Genomic DNA, 22,986 nt, shown 5'->3' with positions numbered 1-22,986 from the left:
AACCGCCCAACGCAATAATCAAGAATGTCTAATTCAAATTCCTTATCCACTTACGACTCGCTGAGTTGGGGTGTTTTATGCTTCGCCATTTTCGGAATTCTCTTAACAGGAGCATTGTACTTACCCGGCCTTGGAGGCACATTTCACTTCGACGACAGACCCAATCTGGAAGGCTTGGAAGATGTCAAGGATTTTACGTCGGCACTCCTTTTCGCATCAACCAATGAGTCAGGGCCACTTGGTCGCCCAGTCGCGCTGGCGAGCTTTTTGCTGGAGTCCGACTCATATCCAGATGACACTCATACATTCCTTCGAACGAATATTCTGATCCATCTGATAAACGGCATCCTTGTATTTTTCTTTACCAGGAAATTGTTGCAGGCGGCAGATGTTGACAGCTCGCAAAGCCAGTGGGTTGCGCTTGTGGCAGCAATTCTTTGGACCATACTTCCAATACATGCCGCCACGGTACTTCTAGTTATTCAACGAATGACCCTGTTAAGCACCACATTCGTGTTACTCGGCATTACTGGTTATCTGTACTCCAGAAGCGCTTCGAGCGTTTCCCCCATATTCCGCTTGACGCTGATGACTACCTGGCTCTTTTTTGCTGGCCTACTCGGCGTATTCACTAAGGAGAACGCGGCTGTTCTACCTGCGCTTACGCTGGTTATGGAACTGACCTTGCTCAAGCGTCCATTTGATAACCAAAGGCTCTTATGGAGAACATGGATCGCGCTATTCCTAGCGCTCCCGACAGTACTCATATTTTCATATCTGGCGTTCAGGCTTCCCTACACTCAGCCGGCTATCGACTTTCGGGGGTTCAGCGGCAGTGAAAGATTGCTCACGCAATCTTGGGTGCTATGGGACTACATTCGGCAAGCTTTTTTACCCTCAGCCCTCAACATACACGCGTTTTATGATTCCGTTTCCGCGAGCAAATCTCTTTTTGAGCCCAAGGTGGCAATTAGCCTGAGTGCTTGGATTTTGGTCAGTGTCCTCGCCATTTGGCTGAGAAAGGCAGTTCCATTCCTCGCCTTTGGCGTGTTCTGGTATCTAATAGCGCAATCCATAGAGTCAAGCACGATTCCCCTTGAACTTTATTTCTCGCATAGGAGTTACGTGCCGCTAATCGGTTTGGCGATTTTGTTGGGATGGGCGATCCACGCATCCTGGTTGAGATTTCAAAAGGCTGCAATTTTCGGATTTTCTGGATATTTTCTTATTCTGGCATTCGTTTTATTCAATACTTCATCTATCTGGGGAAAGCCGAGACTGGCGGCAGAGATATGGTATGGACAACAACCTGAGTCTCCACGTGCGACAGGATTTCTTCTGGAACAGTATGTTGATGAAAATGACTACCCGGCTGCATTAAAGCTTCTGAAGAGGAAGTCAAGTGATCCGGATCAAGGCTATCTCTATGAAGTGCAACGATTAGCGCTTCATTGTATTTTCAGGCAGAGACCTGTACTTGATATAGACATTGGTAATTTGGTTTCACGAATCCAGTCGGGCGAATTCACCCACGCCTATACCGACGCAATTGAAAAACTGGCTGATACCCACCTAAGTGGGGACTGCGATCTGCTTGAACTTGAAGATTTGAGACGAATTACGGTAGCCCCATTTGAGAATGATGGTTACGCAGCGTCCAGGTCAGCACGGCATGCGCTTCATAAACTAACGGCTCGACTGGATATTGCTACTGGTATCAGCGGTTCGGCAGTGGACCACCTTATGCGGGCCATTGAGATCCGACACGATCCGTCTGCAGCTAGGACAATCTTCAACATTCATTCGGCAAACGGGAATAGGCAGGGAATCCACCAACTTGTCGAAATGATGCGCTCAGAGCCTCCAAGAAATCCCGTTACACGAAAGCTGTGGCTAGACCTTGCAGACTTCTTTGAGGGCCAGATGAAAAAAGCCCCTGCGAGTGCAGGGGCTCTAAGTGTTGATAGTCCGCTATTGAGTAGCTTTTAGCGGCATTCAGCGGGGATATGCTTGTCTTCACCAGCAGTGGCAGCACAATCCCAATCAATTCGACCCGCGCCCGTTTCAGGCGTAAAAGTGAGCACTGGATCAGTGCTAGCACCGGTGTTCTGCGTCGTCACGGTAATTACGCCAGTAGAGGGCGCAATCGTAGAGCTTGCAACATAGTCAGAGGCAGCGAAGTCCCAGCCATACGAAGCCTGGGCAGTCGCAAAACGACCAAGTGACTGGTAGGTTTCAGCAACGGCCAGCTTGGCGCCCCCAGTCACGCTGACGGCCTCAGAAACCTTGGTGCGAATCGAGTAGTCCTGGTACGCGGGCACGGCAATCGCCATGAGGATCGCGATGATAGCAATCACGATCATCAGTTCGATGAGCGTGAAACCGGATTGTTTGCGCATGGTGTTCATAGAATCACTCCTGAAGTTTTACCTGCAAATACACAAGCCAACCCATCAATTGCAGGTTGGACCTGCTGCACTTTAAAGCCAACTGGCTCCACTGTCTACATGCATAAAGTGTTCCAACCCCGAGTTAACCTCGAATCGGTCCGATTCTCAGTGATTTAGGGGATCAGCGTAGCACTCCTTGGGTTGGGAACTGAACGGAACCACGAGCTAAAGATGTGACTATTTTTGTCACTATCTGACAGAATGAGTCATAGATTCTGTCGGAGAATGCGGTCAAAGTCTGACTCGCATCAAGAAACTCGACGCTGTGAACAATTGGTAACGTCTTCTGACCCAGGCCGCCAGACCCGGGTTATCCCGTCAAAAAGCATTGTAAAATCAGGCCCTGCCAGCTAGGATTTGACCCGGTCTCAAGGAATTTTCGGCCTATGCCCGCCCAACCCGCCTCACTCATGCGCCTGCCCAGCCTCGGTCGTAAACTGGTGGAAGCCGGACTATTGACTGAAGAGAAGGCTTTGGAAGTGGCGGATCAGGCCACGGAGAAAGGCCGCACTTTTACCAGTCACATCGTCCGCGAAAAGGCCGTGGACGCAATGGGATTCGCCCACCTGGCAGCCGAGGACTTCGGCATGCCCCTGGTGGACCTTCCAGCCGTCAACCTCAAACATGCGCCGATGGACGCGGTCAGCGAGGAACTGGTCCGCAAGCACCTGATCCTGCCCATCATGAAACGCGGCAAGCGTCTCTTCGTAGCCGTCGCCGACCCGGGCAACAAGGCGGGCATCGACGAGATCGCTTTTTCCACCGGCCTGTCCGTGGAAGCCATCCTGGCGCCCTACAGCGCCATCGAGCCGGCCATGGACCGGGCACTGGCAGGCTCCACCCAGGCCTTTACCGAACTGACCGAGGACGAAGACGACCTCGACAATCTGAAGTTCGACCAGGGCGAACAGGAGGAAGAAGCTGCCGAAGGCACGGCAGGCGCAGACGACGCACCGGTCGTGCGCTTCGTCAACAAGGTGCTGGTCGACGCCATTCGCAAGGGCGCTTCCGACATCCACTTCGAGCCCTACGAAGAAAACTACCGGGTTCGCTTCCGCGTCGACGGCGTGTTGGTCACGCAGGTGCGACCGCCCAAGCGTATGGCGCCGCGCCTGTCGGCCCGCCTGAAGGTGATGGCCAGTCTGGACATCGCCGAGCGCCGCGTGCCACAGGACGGACGTATCAAGCTAAACCTCACCAAGAGCCAGGCCTACGACTTTCGTGTCTCGACCTGCCCGACCCTGTGGGGTGAGAAGATCGTGCTGCGTATTCTCGACTCCTCCGGCGCCTATCTGGGCCCGGAAAAGCTGGGTTTCGAGAAAAAGCAGCAGGAAGACTACATGGCGGCCATTTCCAAGCCCTATGGCATGGTGCTGGTTACGGGGCCCACCGGCTCGGGCAAGACCGTCACGCTGTATACCGCGCTAGGCATTCTCAACGATGAGGGCCGCAACATTTCCACCGTCGAGGATCCGGTCGAAATTCGAATGAAGGGCATCAACCAAGTCCAGCAGAACGTCAAGCAGGGCCTGACCTTTGCTGCGGCGCTACGATCATTCCTGCGGCAGGATCCCGACATCATCATGGTCGGGGAAATTCGAGACCTGGAAACGGCCGAGATTGCCATCAAGGCGGCCCAGACGGGTCACCTTGTGCTCTCGACCCTGCATACCAACGACGCACCCGCCTCGATCGCGCGCCTGGCCAATATGGGTGTACCTTCCTACAACATTGTCTCGACCGTGCACCTGGTGCTGGCCCAGCGCCTGGCTCGTAACCTGCATACCTGCAAGAAGATTGAGGAAGTGCCCGACGAAGCGCTGCTCAAGATCGGTTTTACCGAGGAAGAAATCGCTGAAGGAATCAAGGTGTTCCAGCCCGGCGATTGCGACCAGTGCACCGCCGGCTACAAGGGACGGAGCGGCGTGTTCCAGGTGATGCCTATTACCGAAGACATGGAACGGATCATTCTTGAAGGCGGTTCGGCCCTGGATCTTGAAAAGCAATCACACAGGGAAGGCATTATCGACCTGCGCCGGGCGGCCCTGAACAAGGTCAAACTGGGCAAGATTGGCCTGGCCGAGATGAACCGGGTGACCAAGGACTGAGGGCCGGGATGGATGGCTGAAAGGGGACGAAATGAGGGAATTTCGTTATGTGGGGCTACGAATACGACGAGCAGAAGAAGCAGCAGCGCAAGAAGACCGCCGTCTCGATGCTGATCGGACTGGTGATGGTCGGGATTGCCGCGTGGTTGGCGTCCGGCTATTTCAGCATCAGCGGACCGGACCGACAGTTGCTTTCCGCAGCACGGAGTGGTGATCTGGGCGAGCTCTATTCGGCACTGGAGAACGGTGCAAACCCCAACGTGATTGGCCCGAACGGCCGAACACCGCTCCACCTGGCCGCCTGGCACGGTCAACGGAGCGCAGCGCGTGCCCTGTTGAGCAGCGGCGCCAATCCAAATCAGACAGATGACGAAACTGGTGAGACCCCTTTGCATACCGCGGTGCGCGCTAACCAGCCAGACATGGTCGTCATCCTGATGAGCGGCGGTGCCCGTAGCAGCGCCCGGATTCTGTTCGAAAGCGCGCCTGATATCGACGGCAATCGGCACCCGCCGGGTGTGACAGCTCGCGATATGGCCGAACGAGCCGGTTTCGACCAGGTTACCCGTATTTTCAAAGGCGGCTGAAGCCCGCTGCGGCAAGGCGTAACGCCGACCGCTTGAATTCCCGGCGGAATCTGCGCAGAATCACCGTATTACAAGCGATTTTTCAGGCCGGGGCTGACCCACCGGGCAACGATCAAAAACCAGGAGCGGCGCCAGATGGCAACCACCCAGGAACAATTACAAACCTTCCGCTGGGAAGGCAAGGATCGACGCGGCAAGCGCTTGAAGGGCGAACGGCTCGGCCGAAACGAGATGATCGTCAAGGCCGAATTGCGCAAGCAGGGCATCATCCCGGGGCGGATCAAGAAAAAGCCTAAGCCATTATTCGGCACCACGGGCAGCCGCATCAAACCGAAAGATATCGCGATCTTCACCCGGCAGCTCGCCACCATGCTGTATTCAGGCATTCCATTGGTGCAGTCTTTCGGCATTATCGGTCAGGCGGCCGAGAATCCCCGATTGAAGAAGCTGATCAATGACATCAAAAATGAGGTGGAGTCCGGCAGTACCCTGGCTGAATCGCTGGCCAAACACCCGCTCTATTTCGATGAACTCTATATCAACCTGGTCGAGGCTGGCGAGTCGGCCGGTGTGCTCGACCAGGTTCTGGATAGCCTGGCGAACTATAAGGAACGCATTGAATCGATCAAGGGCAAAATCAAAAAAGCGATGTTCTATCCTGCGGCGGTTATGGCCGTTGCCATCGGCGTGACTGCGCTTCTGCTGATCATGGTGATCCCGCAGTTCGAGGAGATTTTCCAGAGCTTTGGTGCGGATCTGCCGGCCTTCACGCGAATGGTGGTCAGTATGTCCGAGTTCATGCAGGCCCAGGGATGGATGGCGCTGGTCGCACTAGTGGTCGGAATAGTCGCGATGATTCAGCTGAGGAAACGCAGTCAAAGGTTTGGTCATTTGATCGACCGCTTATCGCTCAAACTTCCCGTCGTGGGCAGCGTTCTCGAAAAGTCGGCCCTTTCAAGATTTGCCAGCACGCTCTCGACGACCTTTGCGGCCGGCGTACCACTGGTCGATGCACTCAAAACGGTTGCCGGGGCTACGGGTAATATCGTCTATGAAGATGCTACGTTGCGAATTCGTGAAGATGTCGCAACTGGCCATTCACTGCAGCTTGCCATGCAGCAGACCGGGCTGTTCCCCCCAATGATGATCCAGATGACGGCGATCGGTGAGGAAGCCGGCTCCCTGGATGCCATGCTTGACAAGGTGGCCAGCTTCTACGAGGAAGAGGTGAACAATACGGTCGATGCGCTCTCCAGCCTGCTCGAGCCGGTGATCATCGTATTCATCGGTGGCGTCGTCGGGGCCATGGTCGTGGCCATGTACCTGCCGATCTTCCAGATGGCGGCGGTGATGTGACGCTGGCTAATGTGAAGTGTTAAGTGTGAAGTATTTAAATCCTTGTCGCCCCGGACTTGATCCGGGGCCTTCTCTCTACTGGTGCCTGTGGATGGAAGGTCCCGGCTCGGGGGCCGGGACGACGGCATTCTTGGTGAGGGAATTGATTTGAGTATTCTGGAGTTTCTTGACGCTTTGCATCCGGCGGCCCTTGTGGCCGCCGTGTTTGTTTTCGGGTTGCTGGTGGGCAGCTTTTTGAATGTCGTGATTCTGCGACTGCCGAAGCGGTTGCTGCACGACTGGCGCTGTCAGTGCCGTGAACTGCTCGACATTGAGGCCGACGAGGCCGCGCCGCCGGGGCTGGTGGTGGAACGTTCGAACTGCCCCAAGTGCGGCCAGGGCATTGCCTGGTACGACAATATTCCGGTCGTAAGCTGGCTGGTGCTGGGGCGCAAGTGCCGGCATTGCGGCGAATCGATTTCCTGGCGCTATCCGTTGGTAGAGCTGGCCACGGCCCTGCTTTCCGCGGTCGTGATTTGGCATTTCGGGCCCACGGCCGAGGGTGCGGCCGCGCTGGTGCTGACTTGGGCACTGATTGCCGCCACCGGCATCGATATCGACCATCAGCTACTGCCCGACCAGATCACCCTGCCCCTGATGTGGCTGGGCCTGGGGTTGAATCTGTGGCTGGGCCTGTTCGCGAGCCTGGAAGACGCCGTGATCGGGGCGCTAGCAGGTTACCTGTCGCTGTGGACGGTGTTCCACCTGTTCCGCTTGCTGACCGGCAAGGAAGGCATGGGCTACGGCGATTTCAAGTTACTCGCCGCCCTGGGCGCCTGGATGGGCTGGCAGGTCCTGCCGCTGGTGATCCTGCTGGGCTCGTTCGTCGGCGCGGTGTTCGGCATTGCCATCATGATCGCCACCCGCCGCGGCAAGGAAATCCCGATCGCCTTCGGCCCCTACCTGGCCCTCGCGGGGTGGATTGCGATGTTGTGGGGGGAGCGGATTATTGATTTTTGGTTGTATCCCTGAGGGTTGGCTGGTTGGCTTGTTAGCTGGTTAAATCCTGTCATCCCGGCCGCTCACTTTTGTCATCCCGGCCGGAGCGCAGCGGAGAGCCGGGATCTCGCACGCTAGGTGCTGACAGTGAGCCCGAGCCGTGCCAGCCGATACGTGCGGGGTCCCGGATATTTGCTGCGCAAATTGCGGGACGACAAAGCGATGGCCAGGAGACTCGCTTATCGCGGTGAATGGCCCTGCTCTTTCCAGGGTGTGATGCGACTCAGTTCATCCGTTAGTCGGGCCTCGGCCACTTCCGTGTCATGCGCCGCCTGGGCGCGCAGCCAGTAGCCGCTGGAAAGTCCGAAAAACCGACAAAGGCGCAAGTCGGTATCTGCAGTAATCGAACGCTTTCCTGCAACAATTTCGCCGATGCGCTGCGCCGGCACCCCGATTTCCTTGGCCAATCGGTACTTGCTCAGCCCCATCGCATCGAGAAACTCCTCTTTGAGGATTTCACCGGGTGTGATTGGTGCGAGTTTGCTGGTCATCCTGTTCACCTCAGTGGTACTGAATCGCTTAACGCGGTATCCATGCGCGAGGCGCTCAGTGTCGCGACAACGGAACGAGCGAATCATGGATTTGCATAGTAACGCTACACGTTATTAACGTCAAGCGTTACTACCGGGTGCCAATGAGGCGAGTATGTCATCCCGGCCTTGAGCCGGGATCTCGCACGCTTGAGGCCGGCAGTGAGCCCGCGCCGTGCCTGCTGATACGTGCGGGATCCCGGATATTTGCTGCGCAAATTCCGGGACGACAGGGGGTCAGACGTTGAAGCGGAAATGCATCACATCGCCCTCCCGGACGATGTATTCCTTGCCTTCCAGGCGGAGTTTGCCGGCGGCCTTGGCGCCGGCTTCGCCGTTGCAGGCGATGTAGTCGTCGTAGGCGGTGACCTCGGCGCGGATGAAGCCTTTTTCGAAGTCGGTGTGGATGCGGCCGGCGGCCTGGGGGGCCGATGAGCCCTTCTTGACCGTCCAGGCGCGCACTTCCTTCGGGCCGGCGGTGAAGAAGGTAAGCAGGTCGAGCAGGAAATAGCCGGTGCGGATCAGGCGGTGCAGGCCGGGTTCGTCCTGGCCCAGGTCGGCCAGGAATTCGGCCTGCTCTTCCGGATCGAGCTCGGCCAGTTCGGCTTCCATGGCCGCGCACAGCACGACCACTTCGGCATCCTCGGTCGCAGCGCGTTCGCGTACGGCGCGGACGTGGTCGTTGTCCTCACTCGAGCTGTCGTCGACGTTGGCCACGTAGAGCACCGGCTTGCGGGTGATGAACTGCCAGGTGCGCAGGGTCTTGCGCTCTTCGTCTTCCATTTCGAAGGTGCGCAGCGGGTTGCCCTCGCCCAGGTGGGCGACGACGCGTTCGAGCAGTCTGGTTTGACGAACCGCTTCCTTGTCGCCGGACTTGGCCTGGCGGCTGACCTTGTCGAGCGCCTTTTCGGCTACGTCCAGGTCGGCCAGGCACAGTTCGGTGTCGATGGTTTCGATGTCGGACAGCGGATCGACGCGGCCGGACACGTGGGTGACGTCGTCATCCTCGAAGCAGCGCACGATGTGGGCGATGGCGTCGGTCTCGCGGATATGGGCCAGGAACTTGTTACCCAGGCCCTCGCCCTTCGAGGCCCCCGCCACCAGGCCGGCGATGTCGACGAACTGCATCATCGTCGGGATGACCTTCTCGGGCTTGACGATGGCCGCCAGCGCGTCCAGGCGCGGGTCCGGTACGGGCACCATGCCGACATTGGGCTCGATCGTGCAGAACGGATAGTTCTCGGCCTGGATGCCGGCCTTGGTCAGGCAGTTGAAGAGGGTCGACTTGCCCACGTTAGGGAGGCCGACGATGCCGCATTTAAATCCCATTGGGGGCTCCGTTGAACAATTCTTGCGCGGAATGGATGGTGGCTTCTTGAATGACGATACTCCGGGACTCGGGACTCGGGACCCGGGACTCGCGATTCAGAGAGTCGAGAGGAATACCCGAGTCCTGTCGAGTCTGGCGCACCACCCATTCTGCGCTTAAGTCACTACCCATGAAGACACCCCCACTACGAGTCCCGAGTCCCGAGTCCCGAGTCCCGGGTGTGCAACCTCTTCATCGCCTCGCCCGGCTCACCCCGCAGGAGATCCGGCAAAGCCTCGACAGCACGCTGTGCGGCTTCCTGGATGGCTTTTTCGTCCTCGGCGTTGGCTCGGCCCAGCACCCAGGGGGTTACGGCGTCCTTGAAGCCCGGGTGGCCGATGCCGATGCGGACGCGCCAGAAGTTCTGGTCGCCCAGGTGGCTGAAAATGCTCCTGAGGCCGTTGTGCCCGCCGTGGCCCCCGCCCTGCCGTAGCTTGACGCTGCCCGGCGGCAGGTCGAGATCGTCGTAGGCGACGACCGTGCGCTCGGCCGGCACGTCGAAATAATCGGCCGCGGCGCGCACCGCCTGGCCGGATTCGTTCATGAAGGTGTCGGGCTTGAGGAACACGCAGTCAGCCCCGGCGAACGGCGTTTTGGCCGCTTCGCCGTGGAGTTTGCGGTTGGGTTTGAGGCCCAGCGGCTGTGCGCGTTCCAGGGCGTCCAGAAACCAGAACCCGGCATTGTGCCGGGTTCTTTCGTACTTGGCGCCCGGGTTGCCCAGGCCGACGATCAGCCAGCGATCGCTCACCGGCGGACTCAGTCCTTCTTGGACTTGTCGTCGTCCTCGGACTTCTCGCCCTCGGCCTTCTCGTCGTCGCCTTCTTCGCCTTCTTCGCCTTCGCCTTCTTCGCCCTCGGCGGCTTCGGCTTCTTCCTCTTCGCCGATGGTTTCGACGTCGGAGGCTTCGGCCATGGCGGCATCGGCTTCGGCGGCCATTTCACCCGTACCCTGACCGGCACGAATGTAGATGGCGGTCACAACGGCGTAGTCGTGCTCTTCGCCTTCGTGGGCCAGCAGCGGAATGATGACGCCTTCGGGCAGCGGAATTTCGCTGAGCATGACGCTCTCGCCCGGCTCGAAATTGGTCAGGTCGACTTCCAGGTACTCGGGCAGGTCTTTGGGCAGCGCTTCGATTTCAACTTCCACCACCTGGTGGGAGATCACCACGCCAGCTGCCTTGCCGGCCGGCGAATGCTCTTCGCCGACGAAGTGAATCGGCACGTGCATGCGGATGGCATGGTCGTCGGAAACGCGCAGGAAATCGGCATGGGTCAGCAGCGGCTTGAACGGATGGCGCTGCAGGTCACGCAGCACAACCTTCTGCTTCTTCTTGCCGACGTTGAGCTCGAGGATGGAGGAGTGGAACGCCTCTGTTTCGGCTTCGTGCAGCAGGAAAGCGTGATCGATGGTAATGCTGGCAGGTTCCCGGTCGCCGCCGTAAACCACGGCGGGCACCCGGCCCGCACGGCGCAGGCGGCGGCTCGCACCTTTCCCTACGTCCGTACGCATCTCTGCCGGAATCTTGGTTTGTTTGGCTTTGGCCATGACAAAATGCTCTCGATTGAGGGTTAAAGAACCGACCGCCCGCGACCAGGCCGCCGGAGCAAGCCCACCATTGTAGCCGGTTTCGAGGCCGCGGAAAAGCCCGACATCGGGTGGCTTTGGTCAACACGTTGGCTGGTTGGCTGGTTGGCTGGTTTGCTTGTTGGCTGGTTCGGCGCTTCTGGAGGTGGTGCTAATTGGTGTTCAGGTAGCGCTGAAATGCGCTGATCTTGCGTGCGGTGCTAATGGCTTGATTTTGCAGGAATTCGAACTGACTGGGTTTGATCTGGCCGGTATCGAGGGCGACATACAGATGGGATTGCACCTCGGCACATGACCCACGGGCAACTCGGAGGAAATGCTTGAATTCATTGGGATTCTTACGCTCGAATCCCTCGGCGATATTGGCCATCACCGAAACCCCCGATCGCTGTAACTGATCTCGCAGACCGAAATCCCGGTTCAGCGCAGTATTGCTGCAGCAACGATAGACGAGCTGCACGAGCACCCGAGCCTCTTTCCATGCCTCAATGTCCTCAAACCGAGAAATCGTCCCCATAGCAAGAGCTTACAGACAACGCTGCCAGAAATTCTAGCAGCCTTGTGCGAGTAATCGCCAACCCGCCCGGCTGCCGAACCAGCCAACAAGCAAACCAGCAAACTAGCCAACCCATGGTGTTGAAACCTTCCTGCTAGAATCACGGTCTGAACAGTCGGTTCAACCCACTTCAATTCAAGGATCAACGCCCAAATGAGCGAGAACCTTCGTGCAACAACCATCAGCGCCGGCCGGTCGGTCGAGATGGACGACAGTGCGCGCCGTGTGCTGCGCAATACCTGGAATCTGCTGGCCCTGACGCTTTTGTTCAGCGCCGGCACCGCGCTGCTTTCGATGGCCAACAACTGGCCCCATCCGGGCATGCTGATCACGCTGGTCGGCTATTTCGGTCTGCTGTTTCTGACCTACGCCTTGCGCAACTCCGCCTGGGGCATTCTCAGCACCTTCGCGCTGACCGGCTTCATGGGTCTGACCCTGGGCCCGATCATCAGCCTCTACCTGACGATGTTCAGCAATGGCAGCGAGATCGTGTTTGCCGCCATGGCCTCGACCGGTGTGGCCTTCATCGGCCTGTCGGGCTTCGCCATGATCACCAAGAAGGACTTCAGCTTCCTCGGGCCGATGCTGTTCGTCGGCATCCTGGTGGCCTTCGTGGCCGGCCTGGCGGCGTACTTCTTCAGCATGCCGGCGCTGAGCCTGGCGGTGAGCGCCATGTTCTCCCTGCTGATGTGCGGGCTGATTCTGTACCAGACCCAGCAGATCGTGCGCGGCGGCGAGACCAACTACATCATGGCCACCGTCACGCTGTTCGTGTCGATCTACAACCTGTTCCTGAGCCTGCTGCACCTGTTCGGCTTTTTCTTCGGCGAGGAATAGACGGCACAGATGCGTTGCGCTTGCGCTCCACGCATCCTACGGGTCAAAACGCAACAATCCGCTTCGAACCCCGGCCCCTGTGCCGGGGTTTTTCGTTTTGTAACGCGCCATGCCGGTGTCGCACCGATCCGGCGCCATCGCTCGTAGGATGCGTGGAGGCCGCCAGGCCGTAACGCATCAACCCGGTGCCGGATGGATTACGGACCCGCGGACCAGACCGGCGCCCGGGCCAACGTAGGATGCGTGGAGGCCGTCAGGCCGTAACGCATCATCCCAGCGCCGGACTCACTCGGCCAGCCAGTTTTCGACTGCCAGGTCGTCAACGCGGCGAAACTCGCGTTCGTTGTCGGTTACCAGCGTGACACCGAGCGCCAGGGCTTGAGCCGCGATCCATAAATCATTGGCACCGATGGGCGTACCGCGGGTTTCCAGTGTGGCTCGCAGCTCGCCGTAACGAATCGCTACGTCGGGAGCCATTTCGATCAATCGGAAGCCTTCGAGCACGCCAAGCAGGCGCTGGCGGTTGGACGTCCTGCGCTGGCTCTTTTCGACGCCGGTGAGCAGTTCGCCCAGTACGATGGGTGAGATAAGGATGTTCGGCGCATCTATCCGCTCCAGGCGTTTTCGGACAGGCTCCCGTCCCTTGATGGCGGCAATGAGAATATTTGTGTCGAGCAGGTACTGCGACACGCTCAGTCATCCCATTCCGGAACCGGTTCAGGAGCACGATCTTCGGGGGCTTCGAGATCGATGGGGCTGTCCCAAAGCGGCGCGAGCACATCAGCAGCCTTGAGCGGCTGCTGCGAGGACAACCGAGCCACGGCCCGGCCTCGGCGCGTAATGACGATTTCCTCGCCGGCCTCGACGGCCTTGAGCAGTTCCGAGAGGTTTGCCTTGGCTTCTGCTACAGGGACTTTGCGCATGGCGGGCTCCAGATGACCAATTGGTCATATTGTATCACCGAGCCAGCGTAGCGTGCGTGGCGGCCGTTAGACCGTCACGCATCATTCCGATGCCGGACCGATGCGTTGCGCTGGCGCTCCACGCATCCTACGGACCGATTCGGTGCCATCACCCGTAGGATGCGTGGAGGCCGGCAGGCCGTAACGCATCATTCAGGCCTTAGGCGTGATGCTGGTGGCGGTTGGGGAAGAGGCTGTCGATGAGTAGCAGGATGACGCCGATGACGATGGCGGAGTCGGCCAGGTTGAAGGCGGGCCAGTGCCAATCGGCGTAGTGGACGTCGATGAAGTCGATGACGTAGCCGAAGCGGATGCGGTCGATCAGGTTGCCGATGGCCCCGCCGATGACCAGCGATAGTGCGGTGGGCAGCAAACGGGCGCGGTGTGGCAGGCGCCACAGCCAGATCAGCAGTACGACGACGATGACCACGGCCACGATCGACAGGAACCAGCGCTGCCAGCCGCTGCCGCCGGCCAGGAAGCTGAAGGCCGCGCCGGTGTTGTGCGCCAGGGTCAGATTGAACCAGGACAACACCTCGTGGGGCCGGTAAAGCTCGAGATACTGGATCGCCAGATGCTTGGTCAGCTGATCGAGCCCAATAATCAATCCGGCCAGCAGCAGCCAAAGCCCGTATCGCGTCGGTCGCATCGGAAGCATGGGCTCAACCCCAACGCCGGGTCTCGCCCGGGCCTTCGATGTTTTCGACGCAGCGGCCGCAGATTTCCGGGTGGTCCGGGTTTTCGCCGACGCTGTCGCGGTGGTGCCAGCAGCGGATGCACTTGGCGTGATCGGTCGGCTTGACCGCCACCTTGAGCGAATCGCCGTCGATCTCGGCGGTTTCCATCGGCTCGGCCACCGGCGCCAGTTGCACGTCCGACGAGATGAAGAAGAAACGCAGTTCATCACCGACGGCATCGAGTTCTTCGGCCAGCTTGCCGGAGGCTTCCAGCGTGATCTCGGCCGCCAGGGACGCGCCGATGGTCTTGTCGCGCCTGAGCTGTTCGAGCCAGGGACCGACCACTTCGCGCACTTTGCGCAGGCGCTGGATGCTCTCGCGTGTGGCCTCGTCACCCGTGTCGAGCCCTTCGTACCAGGTGGCGAGCATGACCGAATCCTCGCGCTCACCCGGCATCTCGGCCCAGATTTCTTCGGCGGTGAAACAGCACACCGGCGCGAGCCAACGCACCAGGGCCTCGAGGATATGGTGCATGGCCGTTTGCGCCGAGCGGCGGGCCGGATGGTCGGCCGGCAGGGTGTAGAGGCGGTCCTTGATGATGTCGAGATAGAACGCGCCCATATCGACGCTGCAGAAGTGGTGCACGCCCTGGTAGATGTTGAGATAGCGGTAATTGCGGTAGGCGTCGGTGACCTCGTTTTGCAGTCTGGCCGCCATGTCGACGGCATAGCGATCGAGCGGCAGCAACTGGTCGAGCGGCAGTGCGTTCTCGTCAGGATCGAAGTCGTGCAGGTTGCCGAGCAGGAAACGCGCGGTATTGCGGATGCGGCGGTAGGCGTCGGCCACGCGCTTGAGGATCTCGTCGGAGACGCTCATCTCCTGGCGATAATCGGCCGCCGCCACCCACAGGCGCAGGATATCGGCGCCAAGCGTCTTCATGACCTGCTGCGGGGCGACCACGTTGCCCTGCGACTTCGACATCTTCTTGCCCTCGGCATCGACGGTGAAGCCGTGGGTGAGCACCTGCTCGTAGGGCGCAATCCCGTGCATGGCCACCGAGGTCAACAGCGAGGAATGGAACCAGCCGCGATGCTGATCGGAGCCTTCCAGGTAGATGTCGGCCGGGCGTTTGAGCTCGGGGCGCTGGTCGAGCACGCAATGGTGACTGACGCCTGAGTCGAACCAGACATCGAGAATATCGGGCACCGGTTCGTACTGCTCGGCATCCACGCCCAGGCGCTCGGCGATGTCGTCGGCGTACCAGGCGTCCACGCCTTCCTTCTCGACGATGGCGGCGAATTTCCCCAGTATCTCGGGCGTATCCGGATGCGGCTGCTGGCTCTCGCGATCGATGAAAAAGCCCAGCGGCACGCCCCAGGTCCGCTGGCGCGAGATGCACCAGTCCGGGCGGGATTCGATCATGCCGCGGATGCGCGCCTGGCCCCAGTCGGGCACCCAGCGCACCTGGTCGATGGCCTTGAGCGCGTCTTCGCGCAGTCCGGCCTGGTCCATGGCGATAAACCACTGCGGCGTGGTGCGGAAAGCGGTCGGCGACTTGTGCCGCCAGCAATGCGGATAGCTGTGAGCGAAGTCCTCGGCAGCGAGCAGCGTGCCGTTGGCGCGCATGTGCTCGACCAGCATGGCGTTGGCCTTCCACACGTGTTCGCCGCCGACCACGGGCGTTTCCTCGACGAATACGCCGCGCCCGTCGATCGGATTGACCACCGGCAGGTCGTATTCGAGCCCGACATCGAAGTCTTCCTGGCCGTGGCCGGGTGCGGTATGGACCGCACCGGTACCGGTTTCGGTGGTGACGTGCTCACCCAGGATGGTCGGCACGTCGTAGTCGCGAAAGGGATGGCGCAGCCGCAGGTGCTCCAGCGCCGCACCCTTGACCGTGCCCAGCACCTCGACTTTTTCGAGACCGATGCGCTCGGCAACGACCTCGCGCAGTTCGCTGGCCACGACCAGGTCGCGCTGCACGCCTTCGCGCTGACCGCGCACCAGGTCGTAATCCAGTTCGGCATGCAGGCAGACCGCCTGGTTGGCCGGAATGGTCCAGGGCGTGGTCGTCCAGATGACGATGCCGGCATCATCGGCCAGCCCGCTTACACCGAACAGTTTGCCCAAGGCTTCGGCATCGACGGCCGGGAATAGCACGTCGACCGCGGTGGAGGTCTTGTCCTGGTATTCGATCTCGGCCTCGGCCAGGGCCGAGGAACAGTCGAAGCACCAGTGCACCGGCTTGACGCCGCGCTTGAGATGGCCGCGCTCGACGATCTTTGAGAGCGCACGCAGCATGTCGGCTTCGTACTTGAAGTCCTTGGTGGCGTAGGGGTTGTCCCAGTCACCCAGACCGCCCAGACGCTTGAAGTCGGTGCGCTGATTGTCGATCTGTTTCTCGGCGTATTCGCGGCACTTCTGCCGGAAAGTGGCCGCATCGACCTTCTGCCCGACCTTGCCGACCTTCTTCTCGACCTGCAGCTCGATCGGCAGGCCGTGGCAATCCCAGCCCGGCACGTAGGGCGCGCGGTAGCCGGCCATCAAGGCCGAGCGCACCACGAAGTCCTTGAGGATCTTGTTGACCGCATGCCCGATGTGGATGTCGCCGTTGGCGTACGGCGGACCGTCGTGCAGCACGAAGGTCTCGCGCCCGGCGGTGGCTTCCTGGATGCGCTCGTAAAGCCCGTCGGCATACCACTGCTCGAGCATGCCGGGCTCGCGCTGGGCCAGCGAGGCCTTCATCGGGAAGGACGTCTTGGGGAGATTGATGGTGTCTTTGTAGTCCACGGGGTCTCAGGATTCAGGATTCAGGGAATTTTCAAGGACCAAATTCCAATTTACAAACAAATCTCAATGTTCAATTTTCAATGATCGAAACCCGCTTCGGCCGACCGGAGGAGTTTTGGTCATTGATTTATTCGGTCCTTGGTCCTTGTTTGCAAATTGAGATTTGGTACTTGGTCATTTGTTTTTGAGTATGTCCTTAGCCTTCTCCGCATCCTTCTTCATCTGCTCGGTCATCGCGTCGAGGTCATCGAAGTGTTCCTCGTTGCGGATGAACGCGACGAACGCGACTTCGAGGTGCTGGCCGTACAGCTCGCCATCGTAATCGAAGAGGTGGACCTCGAGCAGCCATTCATCGCCGCCGATGGTCGGGCGTCGGCCGATGCTGGCCACGCCGGGATGTGACACCAGGCCGGCGCCTGAGACGCGTACGGCCAGGATACCGCTCAGCGCCGGTGGCAGCGGCGGGCGGAGATTGACCGTGGGAAATCCCAGGTCGCGGCCCAGGGCGCGGCCACGCAGCACGCGGCCGGACAGCACGTAGGGCCGTCCCAGCAGGCGCTCGACGGTGTCCAGGTCGCCTCCGGAAAGCGCTGTTCGAACGCGCGTTGAAGAGATGCGCTCGCCGCTTTCTTCGACGGCGTCCACCCGCACGACGGAAAACCCATAGCGGCGGCCCAGCTTTTCGAGCATGGCCACGTCGCCGGCCGCGCGCGAACCGAAACGGAAATCGGCGCCGACGACCACCCGTTCGGCCCGGGCACCGCTGACCAGCACGTCGCGCACGAATCGTTCCGGGCTCAGGCGCGCAAATTCCTGGTTGAAGCGCAGCATGAACAGCCAGTCGATGCCCTGCTCGCCGACCAGGCGAATGCGGTCGCGAACGCCCAGCAGGCGCGGCTGCGGCTCATCCGGACTGAAAAAGGTCGCGGGCAAGGGTTCGAAACACATCAGCGCCGGGGCCAACTTGCCGGCCCCTTCGCGTGCGGCCGCGATCAGCGCCTGGTGGCCGAGATGCAGACCATCGAAATTGCCCACCGCCACGGAGGTGGCGGGCAGTTTGTCGCGGTCGGGATTGAGGTATCGGACGAGTCGCATGGCGAGCGACGAATTCTACCGGGTTTCGGCCACCGTGGCACGGTCACTAATTTAGTAATCATTGACAGCCGTCGCCCGGTGGCCAATCCTTGGGCACGTTTCAATCAGCGCTTTACTGGCATGCCATGAACGCAATTGCCCTGCTACTCATCGGACTGGGCGTTTTCGCCCTGGGCTACCTGGTCTATTCACGCTGGATCGCCGAGCGCATTTACCGCCTTGACGACGACCGCCCGACCCCGGCGCATTCCATGCGCGACGACATCGACTACGTACCCACCAATCGTTTCGTGTTGTGGGGTCATCACTTCACCTCGGTGGCCGGGGCCGCGCCAATTGTGGGACCTGCCATCGCGGTGATCTGGGGCTGGGGCCCGGCTTTTGTCTGGGTGGTGCTGGGGACCGTCCTGATTGCCGGCGTCCACGACTTCGGCGCGATCTGGGCCAGCATTCGCAACCGCGGCCAGTCGGTCGGGGCACTCACCGGCGCCCTGGTGAGCGGCCGCGCGCGGGCCCTTTTCATGATCGTGATCTTCCTGCTGCTGCTGATGGTCAATGCCGTATTCGCGGTGGTCATCGCGCGGCTGTTCGTCGAGTATCCGCAAAGCGTGGTGCCGGCGTGGAGTGCCATCGCCGTGGCCCTGGTGCTCGGCCAGCTCATCCGCCGCGGCCATATCGGGCTGGCCTGGCTGTCGATCGCCGGGGTGATCGTGCTGTATTTCACCATCTGGCTTGGCCAGTACATGCCCGTGGCGCTACCGGAGACGGCGCTGGGGCTGGGCCAGAACGCCCAGTGGATCCTCGTTTTGTTCGCCTACGCGGCGGTCGCCTCGCTGCTGCCGGTCTGGGTGCTGCTGCAGCCGCGCGATTACATCAACGGCTTGCAGCTTTTCATCGGACTGGGCCTGCTGTTCGCCGCCGTGGTGCTGGCCAATCCGGACCTGGTCGCGCCGATGATCAACACCGGCCTGCCCGACGATATCCCGCCGATGATTCCGCTGCTGTTCGTCACCATCGCCTGTGGTGCCATTTCGGGCTTTCACGGCCTGGTGGCTTCGGGCACGACCTCCAAGCAGCTCGACCGCGAGTCCGACGCGCGTTTTGTCGGCTATTTCGGTGCCGTTGGTGAGGGTTGCCTGGCGCTGGCCGCCATCCTGGCCTGCACCGCCGGCTTCGCCACGCTGGGTGAGTGGAACGAACTGTATTCGAGCTTCGGGGCTGGCGGGCTGGCGGCCTTCGTCGAGGGCGGGGCCAATCTGATGAACGCCGGCTACGGCCTGCCCATCGCCGTGGGCACCACGCTGCTGGCGGTCATGGCCGTGCTGTTCGCGGCCACCACGATGGACACCGGCATCCGCCTGCAACGCTACATCGTCCAGGAATGGGGCCAGATCTACGGTATCCGGGCGCTCGTCCGGAAGGGACCCTCGACCGCGCTGGCGGTCGGCTGCTGTGTCGGCCTGGCCTTCGGCGCCGGCGGCACCGAAGGGTCCGGCGGCCTGGTCATCTGGCCGCTGTTCGGCACCACCAACCAGTTGCTGGCCGCCCTGACCCTCCTGGTTGTCGGGCTGCTCGTCGTGCGCCAGGGACGCCCGCCCTGGCCCCTGCTGGTGCCGATGCTCGGCCTGATCGCAATGACCGTTGCCGCCCTGCTCTACCAGCTGGTCGATTTCTACCGTGCAGGCCAATGGTTCCTGCTGGGCATGGATGCATTGATCCTGGTCGCGGCAATTTTCGTGGCCCTGGAAACGGCCGCCGCCCTGACCCGCAGCCGCCGGGGAGACAACAGCCGGGAGCCGACATGAAGCGGCTAATGAATCGACTCGATGCCTTGCTCGAGGCGCTCTATCACACCCGCCACCGGCGCGAGCTGGCCCGCATCCGGCGCGATCGCCACGATCTGCTGATGCTACTGGTCCACGCCGATGCGCTGGGCATCGATCACCCGGCCGCAGGACTGCTGCTGGAATTGCGCCCGCTGCTGGCCGACGACTTCCACGACTGGCACCGCCGTATGGGCCTGTCCCACTCACCGCTGGACTGCCCGCGTTGCTGCTGAGCGAGCGTGAGATCACTCTGGTGGCCGGTAAGGGCGGTGTCGGCAAGACCACCGTGGCCGCGGCGCTGGCGGTGGCATCCGCGCGGGCCGGAAACCGCACCCTGGTGGTCTCCACCGACCCGGCACATTCGCTCGGCGATGTGCTCCAGGCCCGGCTCGACCATGAAGCGACCCCCATCGAAGCCGGACTGGACGCAATCGAAGTCGATGCCGAGCGGCTGGCGGCCGATCGTGTGGACCAGGTGGCCCGCGCCCTGCGCGATTACGCCCACCCCGATACCTGGCCCGACATCGACCGTCACATGGCGCTCTCGCGCAACGCGCCGGGCACCGTCGACGCCGCTCTGACCGACTGGCTGGCCGATCTACTCGAGGACCTTGGCCACAGCTATGCCCGAATCGTGCTCGACACCGCGCCCGGCGGCCATACCCTGCGCCTGCTGCAACTGCCCCAATCCCTCGGACGCTGGGCCGATGATCTGCTCGACCAACAGCAGCGACACGACAAGCTGAGGGTCGAGCAAGGTCATCCCGAAAGTGTTCCCGAACACAGCCGCCAGATTGCCAAGCGCCTGCAGCGTCGTCAGGAGAAGCTGTTACAGCTGGGCCGCATCCTGACCGACGCCGAACGCTGCGGCGCATTGCTGGTCTGTTCGCCCGAACGCCTGCCGGTTCTTGAAACCCTGCGGCTGGCCGAACAGTTACGCCAGACCGGGATCGGACTAACCGGATGCATCGTCAACGGCGTGTTTCCCGACGACGACCACGACTTCATCGCCCGACGCCTCGAACAGCAGCGACGCTGGGTCGACGAACTGGCGACGCGGGCCCCGGAACTGGCGCTGCACGAACTCGAGCTGCTTGCCCAACCACCGGTCGGACCCGACGAACTGGCCCGACTGCTCGCTGAACTCCGACCCTACCCAGTGCAGCTCTAGCGCGAGTCCGCCTCGCGTGGCCGCATGACATGACGTGGTCGCAGGCCGCTCGCCAGCAGCACCAGCGCATACACCGCGGCGGCGACGGCAATGACGGTCGCAAATTCCAGGACGCGCCAGCCGGTGGCCGCCTGCAGCCACGTCGCTGTGTCGTCGAGCATCAGCCAGACACCAACCGCCATGGCGACACTGGCCGCCATGACCTGGCCGATATGCAACCAGGGCAGACGCGGCGCCAGGTCGCGTTTTCGAAGGCCCCGCCACAGCAGCGAAGCGTTGATCCAGCCCGACGTGCTCGAGGCCAGGGCCAGTCCGGCGTGGGCACCCGGATGCGCCGCCAGGGTGGCCCACAGCCCCGCGCCGAAATCACCACCGGCCAGGTGCCAGACGAAAGCCAGCACGAAGACCACGTTCAGAAACATGTTGGCAACCAGCGCAATGATGGCCACCTTGACCGGCGTTTTCGTGTCCTGGCGCGAGAAATAGGCGGGCGCCAGGATCTTGACCCCGATAAATGCCGGCAGGCCCAGGGAGTAGGCCAGCAGGGCCAGTGCCGCCATGACCGCATCGCGATCGGTAAATGCGCCATGGTGGAACAGCGTGATGACCAGCGGCTCGGCGACCACGGCCAGGCCGACCGCGGCCGGCACGGCGATCACGAAGCCGAGGGTGACGGCCCAGTCCAGGGTGGCACGGAAGGCCTCACGGCTCTCGCGGGCGTGCAGTGAGGAGAGTGTGGGCAGAATGACCACTGACAAGGCCACGCCGAACATGCCGAGCGGAAACTCCATCAGGCGATCGCCGTAGTACAGCCAGGACAGCGAACCGGAAAACAGCAGCGAGGCGAAGATCACGTCGAACAGCAGGCTGACCTGGGCCACCGAGGAGCCGAACAGGGTCGGCACCATCAGTTTCATGATGCGCCGCACGCCGGCATGGGCGAAATCGGGTTTCGGCATGGGCAACACGCCGAGACGGGCCAGCGCCGGTATTTGCACGGCCAGCTGCAGAACGCCGGCGACCAGCACGCCCCAGGCCAACGCCTCGATGGGCGGCTCGAATTGCGCGCTGAAAGCCACGGCCGCGGCAATCAGCGAAATGTTGAGCAACGCCGGGGTCAGCGCCGGCAGGGCAAAGCGGCCCAGGGTGTTGAGAATGCCGCCGGAAAGCGCCGTCAGGGCGATGAACAGCAGGTAGGGAAACGTGATCCGCAGCATGTCGGCGGCGAGTTGGAACTGCTCCGGGTCGTCGCGAAATCCCGGCGCGAACAGCGTGACCACCCAGGGCGCGGCGAACATACCGATGGCGGTAATCACCAGCAACACGGCCATCAGGCTGCCGGCGGTGGCGTCGATCAGCGACTTGAGCTCCTCGCGGCTGCGCGTTTCGCGATACTCGTTGAGCACCGGCACGAAGGCGAGCGAAAACGAGCCCTCGGCGAACAGCCGGCGCAGGAAATTGGGGATCTTGAAGGCGAAGACGAAGGCATCCATCGCCGGCCCCGCCCCGAACCAGCGCGCGAAGACCACATCGCGCACGAAACCGAGGATGCGCGAAATGAAGGTCATGGCGCCGAAAGTGAAGGTGTTCCGGAGCAAGCTCATCGGACAGGGACCAGGGACCAGGGACCGGGGACCAGCAAGGTCGGCGCTGGTGGATGTTGACTATCGAGGCGCATCGCCCGATAATAGCCGGCTTGATTAAACACTGATCGTATTTTCCAGGAGATTCCAACGTGGCCAATAGCGTATCCGCCCGCAAGCGTGCCCGCCAGGCTGAGAAGCATCGGCAGCATAACGCCTCGCAGCGCTCGCACGTGCGCACCCGGATCAAGCAGGTGCTTCGCGCCATCGAATCGGGCGACAAGGCCGCGGCCGAAGAAGCCTACAAGGCAGCCGTGCCGGCCATCGACCGCGCCGTGTCCAAGGGCATCATGCACGCCAACAAGGCCGCCCGCCACAAGTCGCGGCTGAACCAGCACGTCCGCGATCTGGGCTAAACCTCGCCCGGTACAAGCTGAATATGAAAAAGCCGCGCCACCGAGCGCGGC

At 61.2% G+C, this 22,986-nt stretch carries 22 protein-coding genes; 10 read left to right on the top strand and 12 right to left on the bottom strand.

The annotated features are described in order from the left end of the window. The first annotated feature begins 24 nt into the window (after positions 1-24). The gene (locus G4Y73_RS04605; protein ID WP_164229927.1) at positions 25-1,989 is read left to right on the top strand and encodes a hypothetical protein; all 1,965 of its coding nucleotides are present in this window, start codon (positions 25-27) and stop codon (positions 1,987-1,989) included. Here G4Y73_RS04605 and G4Y73_RS14165 read toward each other — a convergent pair. Continuing rightward, on the bottom strand, positions 1,986-2,408 hold the full coding sequence (locus G4Y73_RS14165) for a pilin (RefSeq protein WP_346426824.1): 423 nt from the start codon (positions 2,406-2,408) through the stop codon (positions 1,986-1,988). The genes G4Y73_RS04605 and G4Y73_RS14165 overlap by 4 nt on opposite strands. 428 nt (positions 2,409-2,836) lie before the next feature. Between G4Y73_RS14165 and pilB the strand changes: the two genes are divergently transcribed. From pilB to G4Y73_RS04580, 4 genes are all read left to right on the top strand, one after another. Further along, a complete protein-coding gene (gene pilB, locus G4Y73_RS04595; RefSeq protein ID WP_164229924.1) occupies positions 2,837-4,558 on the top strand; it encodes a type IV-A pilus assembly ATPase PilB in 1,722 nt (573 codons plus the stop codon). A 47-nt stretch (positions 4,559-4,605) separates the two neighbouring features. Continuing rightward, complete coding sequence (locus G4Y73_RS04590; protein WP_164229921.1) at positions 4,606-5,145, top strand: ankyrin repeat domain-containing protein; 540 nt, start codon at positions 4,606-4,608, stop codon at positions 5,143-5,145. Between the two features lie 135 nt (positions 5,146-5,280). Next, a complete protein-coding gene (locus G4Y73_RS04585; RefSeq protein WP_205596474.1) occupies positions 5,281-6,501 on the top strand; it encodes a type II secretion system F family protein in 1,221 nt (406 codons plus the stop codon). A gap of 153 nt (positions 6,502-6,654) precedes the next feature. Further along, positions 6,655-7,512, top strand: a complete 858-nt coding sequence (locus G4Y73_RS04580; RefSeq protein ID WP_346426842.1) for an A24 family peptidase — start codon at positions 6,655-6,657, stop codon at positions 7,510-7,512. A gap of 206 nt (positions 7,513-7,718) precedes the next feature. Here the strand turns inward: G4Y73_RS04580 and G4Y73_RS04575 are convergent, their stop codons facing one another. From G4Y73_RS04575 to G4Y73_RS04555, 5 genes are all read right to left on the bottom strand, one after another. Continuing rightward, a complete protein-coding gene (locus G4Y73_RS04575) occupies positions 7,719-8,030 on the bottom strand; it encodes a HigA family addiction module antitoxin (RefSeq protein WP_164231202.1) in 312 nt (103 codons plus the stop codon). A 276-nt stretch (positions 8,031-8,306) separates the two neighbouring features. Beyond that, the gene (ychF, locus tag G4Y73_RS04570; protein WP_164229917.1) at positions 8,307-9,398 is read right to left on the bottom strand and encodes a redox-regulated ATPase YchF; all 1,092 of its coding nucleotides are present in this window, start codon (positions 9,396-9,398) and stop codon (positions 8,307-8,309) included. A 185-nt stretch (positions 9,399-9,583) separates the two neighbouring features. After that, positions 9,584-10,186: an aminoacyl-tRNA hydrolase gene (gene pth / locus G4Y73_RS04565; RefSeq protein WP_164229915.1), complete on the bottom strand. Its 603-nt coding sequence runs from the start codon at positions 10,184-10,186 to the stop codon at positions 9,584-9,586. A gap of 8 nt (positions 10,187-10,194) precedes the next feature. After that, on the bottom strand, positions 10,195-10,983 hold the full coding sequence (locus tag G4Y73_RS04560; protein ID WP_164229913.1) for a 50S ribosomal protein L25/general stress protein Ctc: 789 nt from the start codon (positions 10,981-10,983) through the stop codon (positions 10,195-10,197). A 190-nt stretch (positions 10,984-11,173) separates the two neighbouring features. After that, positions 11,174-11,539: a four helix bundle protein gene (locus G4Y73_RS04555; RefSeq protein WP_164229910.1), complete on the bottom strand. Its 366-nt coding sequence runs from the start codon at positions 11,537-11,539 to the stop codon at positions 11,174-11,176. A 243-nt stretch (positions 11,540-11,782) separates the two neighbouring features. On the opposite strand from G4Y73_RS04555, the gene G4Y73_RS04550 reads away from it, so the two are divergent. Continuing rightward, positions 11,783-12,415 carry a Bax inhibitor-1/YccA family protein gene (locus tag G4Y73_RS04550; protein WP_346426841.1) on the top strand — a complete coding sequence of 211 codons (633 nt, stop codon included), beginning with the start codon at positions 11,783-11,785 and terminating at the stop codon, positions 12,413-12,415. Between the two features lie 285 nt (positions 12,416-12,700). Here the strand turns inward: G4Y73_RS04550 and G4Y73_RS04545 are convergent, their stop codons facing one another. From G4Y73_RS04545 to G4Y73_RS04525, 5 genes are all read right to left on the bottom strand, one after another. Then, positions 12,701-13,105, bottom strand: a complete 405-nt coding sequence (locus G4Y73_RS04545) for a PIN domain-containing protein (RefSeq protein WP_164229906.1) — start codon at positions 13,103-13,105, stop codon at positions 12,701-12,703. A gap of 2 nt (positions 13,106-13,107) precedes the next feature. Continuing rightward, positions 13,108-13,338 (bottom strand): type II toxin-antitoxin system prevent-host-death family antitoxin, encoded by a 231-nt coding sequence (locus tag G4Y73_RS04540; RefSeq protein ID WP_164229904.1) that lies wholly within the window; start codon positions 13,336-13,338, stop codon positions 13,108-13,110. Between the two features lie 199 nt (positions 13,339-13,537). Beyond that, entirely contained in the window at positions 13,538-14,026 is a 489-nt protein-coding gene (gene lspA, locus G4Y73_RS04535; RefSeq protein WP_164229902.1) for a signal peptidase II, read from the bottom strand. Positions 14,027-14,039: 13 nt separating this feature from the next. After that, positions 14,040-16,799, bottom strand: a complete 2,760-nt coding sequence (ileS, locus tag G4Y73_RS04530) for an isoleucine--tRNA ligase (RefSeq protein ID WP_205596547.1) — start codon at positions 16,797-16,799, stop codon at positions 14,040-14,042. A 219-nt stretch (positions 16,800-17,018) separates the two neighbouring features. Then, a complete protein-coding gene (locus G4Y73_RS04525) occupies positions 17,019-17,939 on the bottom strand; it encodes a bifunctional riboflavin kinase/FAD synthetase (protein ID WP_164229898.1) in 921 nt (306 codons plus the stop codon). Positions 17,940-18,064: 125 nt separating this feature from the next. Here G4Y73_RS04525 and G4Y73_RS04520 point away from each other — a divergent pair, with 125 nt between their 5' ends. The 3 genes from G4Y73_RS04520 to G4Y73_RS04510 are packed head-to-tail and all read left to right on the top strand — an operon-like array spanning position 18,065 to position 20,936. Further along, complete coding sequence (locus tag G4Y73_RS04520) at positions 18,065-19,744, top strand: carbon starvation protein A (protein ID WP_164229896.1); 1,680 nt, start codon at positions 18,065-18,067, stop codon at positions 19,742-19,744. Next, entirely contained in the window at positions 19,741-19,998 is a 258-nt protein-coding gene (locus G4Y73_RS04515; protein ID WP_164229894.1) for a cory-CC-star protein, read from the top strand. The genes G4Y73_RS04520 and G4Y73_RS04515 overlap by 4 nt, the downstream gene beginning before the upstream one ends. Continuing rightward, positions 19,989-20,936, top strand: coding sequence for an ArsA family ATPase (locus G4Y73_RS04510; RefSeq protein WP_164229892.1), 948 nt, complete (start codon positions 19,989-19,991; stop codon positions 20,934-20,936). Before G4Y73_RS04515 ends, G4Y73_RS04510 begins: the two co-directional genes overlap by 10 nt. Here G4Y73_RS04510 and murJ read toward each other — a convergent pair. Continuing rightward, entirely contained in the window at positions 20,933-22,540 is a 1,608-nt protein-coding gene (gene murJ, locus G4Y73_RS04505; RefSeq protein ID WP_164229890.1) for a murein biosynthesis integral membrane protein MurJ, read from the bottom strand. The genes G4Y73_RS04510 and murJ overlap by 4 nt on opposite strands. Before the next feature lie 131 nt (positions 22,541-22,671). Here murJ and rpsT point away from each other — a divergent pair, with 131 nt between their 5' ends. Then, a complete protein-coding gene (gene rpsT, locus G4Y73_RS04500; RefSeq protein ID WP_164229888.1) occupies positions 22,672-22,935 on the top strand; it encodes a 30S ribosomal protein S20 in 264 nt (87 codons plus the stop codon). The last annotated feature ends 51 nt before the right edge of the window (positions 22,936-22,986 follow it).

The organism is Wenzhouxiangella sp. XN201, assembly GCF_011008905.1.
Taxonomy (GTDB): Bacteria; Pseudomonadota; Gammaproteobacteria; order Xanthomonadales; family Wenzhouxiangellaceae; genus Wenzhouxiangella.
The sequence above is the reverse complement of the archived record's forward strand: the minus strand, read 5'-3'. Positions and strand labels throughout refer to the sequence as shown.